1 tRNA gene and 1 rRNA gene are annotated in these 342 nt (G+C 52.6%); both read left to right on the forward strand.

The features are described 5' to 3' along the window. A 16S ribosomal RNA gene (locus KW846_RS29755) occupies positions 1 to 63 on the forward strand; the annotation flags it as partial. Between the two features lie 159 nt (positions 64 to 222). Further along, positions 223 to 299: transfer RNA gene (locus tag KW846_RS29760), tRNA-Ile, on the forward strand. Positions 300 to 342: the final 43 nt, after the last annotated feature.

Raw genomic sequence — 342 nt, forward strand, 5'->3', positions numbered from 1 at the left:
ATGACTGGGGTGAAGTCGTAACAAGGTAGCCGTAGGGGAACCTGCGGCTGGATCACCTCCTTAATCGACGACTCAGCTGCTCCATAAGTTCCCACACGAATTGCTTGATTCATTGAAGAAGACGATAAGAAGCAGCCTTGGGGTTGTAGCTTAGTTGGTTAGAGCGCACCCCATGCTCTGTGGTTAAGAGCAGGGTGAGGTCGGCCTTAGCAGCTCGAAATTGGGTCTGTAGCTCAGTTGGTTAGAGCGCACCCCTGATAAGGGTGAGGTCGGCAGTTCGAATCTGCCCAGACCCACCAATTTTGTGTGGGAAACGCCTGTAGAAATACGGGGCCATAGCTC

The organism is Pseudomonas sp. PDM32 (assembly GCF_019219225.1).
GTDB lineage: Bacteria > Pseudomonadota > Gammaproteobacteria > Pseudomonadales > Pseudomonadaceae > Aquipseudomonas > Aquipseudomonas laurylsulfatiphila.